Consider the following 8,224-nt stretch of genomic DNA (forward strand, 5'->3'; position numbering starts at 1 on the left):
CGACCCACAATGCTGTGGCGCACCAAGAAACCAGGAGCAACAATGAAGACTTCCCTACGTTCCATGGCACTGCTCGCCGTGGGCTCCCTGACATTGGCCCTGGCCGCCTGCGGCTCCGGCAGCGACGCGGCCCCGGCCTCCGGGGACAGCGCCACCCTGAAGGTCGGCACCATCGGGCTGACCTCCGATGCCGCCATCGAACTGGCCAAGTCCAAGGGCTACTTCAAGGACGAGGGCCTGGTCGTGGAGACCTCCGTGGTGGCCAACCCGCCCGCCGGCGTCGCCGCGGCACAGAGCGGGCAGCTGGACTTGACCTACACCCCCTCGATCCCGATGTTCAACGCCCTGGCCCAGGGCGTGCCGCTGAAGATCGTCGCCGCAGCCGACGGCTACGCCGACGAGGCCCTGGAACAGGGCGACCTGACGCTGATCGACGACACCGCCTTGATCGTCGGGAAGGACTCGCCCATCACCTCGCCGGCGCAGCTCGAGGGAAAGACCGTCTCGGTCCCGGCCCGCAAGGCCCAGCTCGAGGTCACCATCACGCGCGCCGTGCAGGAAGCCGGCGGGGACCCGTCCAAGATCAACTGGATCGTCCTTGACTTCTCCTCCGCCGTGCAGTCCCTGGCCCAGGGCCGCATCGATGCTGCCGGGCTGGTCGCCCCGTTCACGTCCAAGGCGGTTGCCGCCGGCGGCAAGGTCCTCGCCTCGCCGGGCGTGGAATTCTTCGAGCGCGGCGCCATCGGCCTCTGGGTCGCCGGGGATTCCACCGCAACCAAGAAGAACGAGCAGTTGCGCGCCTTCGCGCGGGCCATCCACAAGGCCAACGCCTACGCCAACGAGCACCACGACGAGGCCCAGGAGGTTGCCGCGACATTGACCGACACCCCGCTGGAGGTCGTCAAGAACTCGGCCCTGACGTTCTGGCCCACCGAGGTCCGTCTCGAAGACATCCAGCGCGTCAACACGCGCTTGGCCGAACTCGGATTCCTTCCGAAGGAGGTCGCGATCGATGACAGCCTCATCCTCAACGACAGGTAGCCGGGTCCCCAACGGCCTGCTGGTCCTTCCCAAGCGCGATTCGCGCGGGACCCAGGCCCTGTACGGCGTCGCCGGCGCCATCATCGTACTGGCCTCATGGCAGGGGGTTTCCGTGGGAAAGGTCTTCGGGGAAGCGGTCCCGTCGGTTCCCCAAACTGCCGCCGAATTGGCAGCACTGCTCGGAAGCCAGGCGTTCTGGTCCGAACTGTCAGTGACGATCCTCATTGCCCTTGCCGGACTTGTCTTCAGCGCCGTGCTGGGGGTAGTCCTGGGCATCCTGATCGGCACCTCCACGCTGGTGAGGACCTTGACCCTGGCGGTCTTTGAGTTTCTCAAGCCCATCCCGCCGATCGTCATCCTGCCCCTGGCCGTCATGGTCCTGGGTCCGACCTGGCCGATGGCCTTCGTATTGGTGGCCTTTGGCTGCTCACTGGCGATCGTGATGCAAACCGCTTCCGGCGTCCAGGACACCGATCCGGTCGCCCTGGCCACCGCACGCTCGTACGGCATGGGTCCGCTGGAGATCAAGACGCGGATCGTGCTGCCCAGCGCAAGCCCCTTCATTGGCACCGCCATGCGCGTTGCGGCGCCCACCGCCCTGGTCATCGCCGTGGTGGCGGGGCTGTTGGGCGGGGCCCCGGGCCTGGGCCGTTCCATTTACCAGGCCCAGTCCGCCGGCAACTTCGACACCCTCTACGCCCTGGTCTTCGTCCTGGGCCTGTTGGGACTGGCCTTCCACGGGGCCAGTTCCTGGGCCGAGGCCAGGGCCCTGCACTGGCATCCGTCCCACCGGGAGGTATCACTGTGAAAAACAAGGCACTACTGGTTATCCTGGGTGTCGCGAGCCCGCTGGCCGTGCTGGCCGCCTGGTGGACGTTCTCGGCAAATTCGACCAACAGCTTCTTCCCGCCGCTGGAAGTGATCCTCCAACGTTTCACGGACTTGTGGCTCTTTGAACACTTCACCTCCGACGTCCTGCTGAGCATGGGCAACCTCTTCAGCGGGTTCCTCATCGGCATCGCCGCGGGTGTGGTCATCGGCTTCGTGCTGGCCATGGTCCCTCCGGTCCGCTGGATGTTCGAACCGACCATCCACTTCTTCCGCGGGATCCCGCCGGTGGCGATGATCCCGATCGTCATCACGCTCATTGGCTTCGGCACCGAAATGCGCGTGGCCAACATCGCGCTGGCAGCATTCTTCCCCACGCTCATTGCCACCATGGACGGCATCCGCGGGATCGACGGCTCGTTGAAGGACGTGTGCTCGGTCTACCGGTTGACCCGCACCGAGCGGATGGTGCGCGTGTACCTGCCGGCGGCCGGACCTCAGATCTTCTCCGGCATGCAGGTGAGCCTGCAGGTCAGCTTCGTGGTCATGATCGCCTCCGAAATGCTCGGGTCCTCCAAGGGCATCGGAGCGATGACGCTGCTGGCCCAGCAATCCTTCATGTCCGCGGACATGTGGGCGGGTATCCTGCTGCTCGGCGTGATTGGGTTCCTGGTGAACATCGGGTTCGAGCTCCTCAAGGGCCGGGTCCTGCGCTGGTACATCGGCTCGCGCCGCGTGGAGCGTGCCGCATGAGCGCCCCCGCTTTCCCCCAGCCAGAAAAACTTTCACCTCGCCATTCTTTGGAGGAACCCTTGAAAACAACAACCGCATACCCGCGACTCGCGGTCCAGTCGCTGGCCAAGAGCTACGGCTCGGGCCCGGCCGCCGCACACGTGATCGGGGATCTCACCTTTTCGGTGGAAGCGGGCGAAGTCGTCTGCATCGTTGGCCCCTCGGGGGTCGGCAAGACCACGCTGCTCAAGTGCCTGGCCGGGCTGCACCCGAGCACCGGCGGAACCATCAGCATCGACGGGCGCGAAATTTCCGGCCCGCCCAAGGAAATGGCACTGGTCTTCCAGGACTACTCGCGTTCGCTCATGCCGTGGCTGAGCGTGCGCAAGAACCTGATCCTGCCGCTGCGTCACCTGCACCTGGACCCGGCCGAACTGGCGGAGCGCTGCGACACCGCGCTGGCGGCCGTCGGCCTGGCCGGGGCGGATCACAAGTATCCGTGGCAGCTCTCCGGCGGCATGCAGCAGCGCGTGGCCATTGCCCGCGCATTGGCCTACCGCCCGGAGATCCTCGTCATGGACGAGCCCTTCGCCTCGGTCGATGCGCAGACGCGCTTCGAGCTCGAGGACCTGTGCCTGAAGATCCGCAAGGACTTCGGCATGACCATCCTGCTGGTCACCCACGACATCGACGAGGCCGTCTACCTCTCGGACCGGATCGTGGCCATCGGGTCCAAGCCCGCCCGGGTGCTGGAAGTCATCGACGTTGACCTGCCTGCCGAACGCGAGCAGATCGGAACCCGGGCCCTGCCCGCGTTTGCCGAACTGCGCACCCGCACGCTCTCACTGATCCGCCGGGCCCAGTCATGACCAAGCCACGGCCGAACATCCTGTTCATCATTGCCGACCAGCTGCGGGCCGACCACCTCGGGTTCAACGGGAACACCGAGGTGCGCACCCCCAACCTTGACCGCCTGGCGGCAGGGTCCGCGGTCTTTGACCGCGCCTTCGTGGCCAACCCCACCTGCATGCCCAACCGCGCCAGCCTGTTGACAGGTCGCTGGCCCTCGGTCCACGGCACCCGGTGCAACGGGATCCCGCTGGATCCCGAAACCTCAACCTTCGTGCGCTCGCTGGCCCGGGCCGGATACCGCACCGCGGCCGTGGGCAAGCTCCACCACCAGAACATGGGGTGGGACTTCGAGCCGGAGCAGTCGGAACAGATCCACGACACCGATCCGCTGCTGCTGGACGCCGCGGTGGAGCGCGCTGTCACCCGCGAGCGGGGCGCCGGCTGGGACCAGTGGGAGAACCGCGAGCGCCACGAGGCCGGGTACGTGCAGATGCCCGAGGACTACTACGGCTATCAGGAAGTCGACCTGGTCATCGGACACGGGGACGCCCCGGGCGGACACTGGGTGCACTGGGCGCGCGGGCGCGGTGTTGACCCCCGGACCCTGGGCGGCCATGCGGCAGGGCGCGACGCGCTGCCGGGCTGGGACCAGGTCTACACCACCTCCATCCCGCTGCAGGCCCACCCCAGCACCTACGTCGGGGAGCGGGCGGCCGAGCGGATCAAGGAGGCAGCGGCGGGGGAGGACCCCTTCTTCCTCTTCGTCTCCTTCCCCGACCCGCACCACCCCTTTGCCCCGCCCGAGGAGTACTCCGCGCTCTACGAGCCGGGCTCCGTGGCGCTGCCCAACGGATTCGAACAGGACCACAGCGCATCCCCCGAGCACATCCGCACCATGGTCCGGGACCGCGGGACCCCCCACACGGATGCCACCATGACCTTCGCGGTCAACGAGGAGCAGTACCGCCGAGCTGCCGCGGCCCAGTACGGGCTGATCGAACTCATGGACCAGCAGGTCGGGAGGATCCTCGACGCCCTGGAGGACTCGGGCCAGGAGCAGGACACCATCATCGTGTTCACCTCCGACCACGGCGACATGTTCGGGGACCACGGGCTGATGCTCAAGCACTTCGTGCACTACGAATCGGTCACCCGGGTGCCGCTGGCCATCCGCTTCCCGGGCCGCGGTGCCGACGCCGTTCAGCGCAGCAACGCCCTGGTGTCCACCGCCGATCTGGCCCCCACCCTGCTGGATCTGGCGCAGGTGCGCCGGTTCCACGGGATCCAGGGCCTGAGCCTGCGCCCGCTGCTGGACGGTTCGGCAGATACGATACGGGAGGCGGTGTTGATCGAGGAGGACCAGCCCTTTTCCATCGACGGGTTGCCAGCACCGGTGCGGATGCGCACGGTGGTGACCCGGGAGGGGCGGTTGACCAGGTACTTCGGGGCTCCCGGCGTGGAGGTCTACGACCATCGCAGCGACACGGAGGAACTGCACAACGTTGCGGGGGATCCCGGCGCCGCGGAGCTGCAGCGGTCGCTGGAACTGGCGCTGCTCCAGGAGATGGCGATGGTCTGCGACAACGCACCCACGCCGACGGCCGCCGCCTAGCGGCGCCACCCATCCACCCCCAGACAAGGAGCATCACGTGTCCTGTTGCCAGCCATCACCGGCCCCGACCCGCCTCCCGGCCCGCTCCCGGCAGCTGCCCGCGGCGCCGGTGCGGGCAGGGGCCGCGCCGCGGCACGGGATCAACCAGGTCCACGTGCCGGCCGGAGCCTTCCTGATGGGTGACCACTTCGCCGAGGGCTACCCGGGCGACGGCGAGACCCCGGTGCACCCGGTGCAATTGCAGGGTTTCCGGATGGATGCCACGGTCGTCACCAACGCGGCGTTCGCGCTGTTCGCGGCGGAAACCGGGTACGTGACGGAGGCCGAGGTCCTGGGGTCCTCGGCGGTGTTCCACCTCCAGCTGGGTGAGGGGGCCGGCCGGCCCGCCGGCAGCCGGGCGGTGTCGGCGATGCCGTGGTGGGTCGATGTCCCCGGGGCCAGCTGGCGGGAACCGCTGGGTCCAGGTTCGGTGGCCGCCGACGGGCACCCGGCGGTGCATGTGAGCTGGAACGACGCGCTGGCCTATTGCGAGTGGGCGGGGCGTGCGCTGCCCAGCGAGGCCCAGTGGGAGTACGCGGCCCGCGGAGGACTGGAGGGCGCACGCTATCCGTGGGGGGATTCGCTCACCGAGGGTGGCGCACACCGCTGCAACATTTTCCAGGGCGAGTTCCCGTCCCGCAACACCGGAGAGGACGGGTACACGGGCACCGCCCCTGTCGAATCCTTCGAACCGAACGGGCACGGCCTGTGGCAGATGGCGGGGAACACCTGGGAATGGTGCGCCGACTGGTTCCTTCCCCGCTACTACAGGCGAAGCCCCGAACTGGATCCGCAGGGTCCGCCCTTCGGCGAGGGGAGGGTCATGCGCGGGGGATCGTTCCTGTGCCACGAGTCGTATTGCAACCGCTACCGCGTGGCGGCGCGGAGCCGGAATTCACCCGATTCCACGAGCAGCCACTGCGGGTTCAGGACGGTGTCCCGCCCGCCCGAACGGGAGGCGGCAGGCTAACACTGCACAAATCGCCAAGTGTTGCTCACGCAAAGCCAAGCCTCCGGTGCCCTCCACGGCGCAGGCTGGAGGTAAATACGCTTCAAGGAGGAATCCCCATGGCAACATCAACCGATTCGACGGATACCCGGGCACCGGGCCTGGGCAAACGCACGCTCGGGGTACCCGCGCTGGTCTTCATGATCATCGCCGCCTCCGCACCCCTGACGGTCGTTGCCGGCGGTGTCACCAGCAATTACGCGGTGACCGGAGTACTGGGCATCCCGCTGTCCTTCGTCGTGCTCGGCGTCGTGCTGCTGGTCTTCGCCGTAGGATACACGGCCATGAGCCAACACGTACGCAACGCCGGCGCGTTTTACGCCTACGTGGCCCGCGGCCTGGGCAAGCCCACCGGCATCGGTGCCGCGTGGGTGGCCTTGGTCAGCTACAACGCCATGCAGATCGGCATCTACGGGATGTTCGGCTTTGCACTCGCCGATTTCCTGGGGACCTCGTGGGGGATCCCTGCCCCGTGGTGGGTGTGCGCGTTGATCGGCTGGGCGGTCGTGGCCATCCTGGGCGTGAACAAGGTGGACCTTTCGGCGAAGGTGCTGGGCATCGTCGTGGCCTGCGAATTCCTCGTCGTCATCGTCTATGACGTGCTGGCATTCAAGGTCGCACCCGAAGGGATCAGCACCGAGTCGCTGCAACCGGCAAGCCTTTTCACCGCCGGCGCGGGCGCCGCCCTGGCCTTCAGCATTGCCGCATTCATGGGATTTGAATCCGGTGCCATTTACGGTGAGGAAGTCAAGGACCCCAAGAACACCCCAAGGCGGGCCACGCTGATCGCCATCGGCATCATCACCGTCTTCTACGCACTCTCCGCGTGGGCCATGGCAGTGGGCGAGGGGCACGGCGCCGTCATTGAAAACTCGGCGGCTGGTCCGGGCCTGGTCTTCGGGTTCCTGGCGGCCCACACCCCGGGGTGGTTCGTCACCCTCGGGAACCTGCTCTTCATCACCAGCCTGCTCGCCGCTTTGATCGCCTTCCACAACGTGGTGGCACGCTACGTCTTCTCGCTGGGCCGCGAGGGTGTGCTTCCCGCCGCCATGGCCAGGACCAACCCGCGCACCCACGCCCCGGTGGTCGGTTCGCTGGCCCAGTCGGTGCTGGCGCTGCTGGTCCTGGTGGTCTTCGCGGTTGCCGGCGCGGGTGCCGATGTCATGTTCCCCGTGTTCACGCTGTTCACCTGGCTCACCAACACCGGTGCGTTCGGGCTGGTGATGCTCATGGCGCTGACCAGCTTTGCGGTGATCGGCTACTTCCGCAGCGAACCGCACGGGCTGGGACGGTGGACCACCGTGGTGGCGCCGCTGGTCGCCGGGATAACGCTCGTGGTCCTCTTCGGGGCGATCGTCGCGAACTTCGACGTGCTAGTCGGCCTTCAGGGCGCCAGCGTCCTGGGTTGGCTGCTTCCCACACTCGTGGTGGTCCCGGGCATCCTCGGCCTGCTGTGGGCCTTCAGGCTGCGCTCGACCCAACCGGCGATCTACGCGGGCGTTGGTCACGGCGGCGACCTTGCCGACGACGGGGACCGCGAGCAGCCCTGACCCGCGAACGCTTCACCGGGCGTTCAACCCGACCGCTTCACGACACCAGACTTCCTGCAAATCCAGAGACAAGAAAAGGGAACGATCCATGAGCACCCAAACCAACGCCGTTGCCAGCTACACCACCGCCGAGCAATTGCTTGCCGCCATCCAGCCGGCCACCGGGGGACGGGAGATCCTGGACCCGGCCACCGGCGAAGTGGTCGGCCGCGCACCCGAGCACACGGTGGCCGACCTTGAGAATGCCATCGCCGCCGCCCGCACGGCCCAGCCCGGCTGGGACTCACTGGGGCACGAAGAACGCCGCGCGCTGCTGAACCGCGCGGCCGACGCCATCGAGGCCAACGCCGAGGCCTTGGCAGTGCTGCTCTCCCGCGAGCAGGGCAAGCCGCTGAACGGACCCAACGCCCGCTTCGAGGTGGGAGGCGCCGCCGCCTGGCTGCGCGCCGCTGCAGCCTTCGACTTGGAACCCGAGGTGGTCGTCGACGATGGCACGACCTACGCCGAGGTGCACTACCGTCCCTTCGGCGTCGTGGGCGCCATCGGCCCGTGGAACTGGCC

Annotated in this window: 8 protein-coding genes; all 8 read left to right on the forward strand. The window is 67.6% G+C overall.

All coding sequences use genetic code 11. The annotated features are described in order from the left end of the window. The first annotated feature begins 42 nt into the window (after positions 1-42). A complete protein-coding gene (locus ACLQ7E_RS07665; protein ID WP_411731981.1) occupies positions 43-1,041 on the forward strand; it encodes an ABC transporter substrate-binding protein in 999 nt (332 codons plus the stop codon). After that, positions 1,013-1,849: an ABC transporter permease gene (locus ACLQ7E_RS07670; RefSeq protein ID WP_411731982.1), complete on the forward strand. Its 837-nt coding sequence runs from the start codon at positions 1,013-1,015 to the stop codon at positions 1,847-1,849. Before ACLQ7E_RS07665 ends, ACLQ7E_RS07670 begins: the two co-directional genes overlap by 29 nt. Further along, complete coding sequence (locus ACLQ7E_RS07675) at positions 1,846-2,622, forward strand: ABC transporter permease (RefSeq protein ID WP_411731983.1); 777 nt, start codon at positions 1,846-1,848, stop codon at positions 2,620-2,622. The genes ACLQ7E_RS07670 and ACLQ7E_RS07675 overlap by 4 nt, the downstream gene beginning before the upstream one ends. Positions 2,623-2,681: 59 nt before the next feature. Next, positions 2,682-3,470, forward strand: coding sequence for an ABC transporter ATP-binding protein (locus ACLQ7E_RS07680; protein ID WP_411731984.1), 789 nt, complete (start codon positions 2,682-2,684; stop codon positions 3,468-3,470). Continuing rightward, a complete protein-coding gene (locus tag ACLQ7E_RS07685; protein ID WP_411731985.1) occupies positions 3,467-5,065 on the forward strand; it encodes a sulfatase in 1,599 nt (532 codons plus the stop codon). Before ACLQ7E_RS07680 ends, ACLQ7E_RS07685 begins: the two co-directional genes overlap by 4 nt. Positions 5,066-5,102: 37 nt before the next feature. Continuing rightward, positions 5,103-6,074 (forward strand): formylglycine-generating enzyme family protein, encoded by a 972-nt coding sequence (locus tag ACLQ7E_RS07690; RefSeq protein WP_411731986.1) that lies wholly within the window; start codon positions 5,103-5,105, stop codon positions 6,072-6,074. Between the two features lie 98 nt (positions 6,075-6,172). Beyond that, on the forward strand, positions 6,173-7,663 hold the full coding sequence (locus ACLQ7E_RS07695; protein ID WP_411731987.1) for an APC family permease: 1,491 nt from the start codon (positions 6,173-6,175) through the stop codon (positions 7,661-7,663). Between the two features lie 88 nt (positions 7,664-7,751). Beyond that, positions 7,752-8,224: aldehyde dehydrogenase family protein (locus ACLQ7E_RS07700; RefSeq protein ID WP_411731988.1), on the forward strand; the 473-nt coding region annotated here is incomplete at its 3' end.

It is taken from the genome of Paeniglutamicibacter sp., from assembly GCF_046714615.1.
GTDB lineage: Bacteria > Actinomycetota > Actinomycetes > Actinomycetales > Micrococcaceae > Paeniglutamicibacter.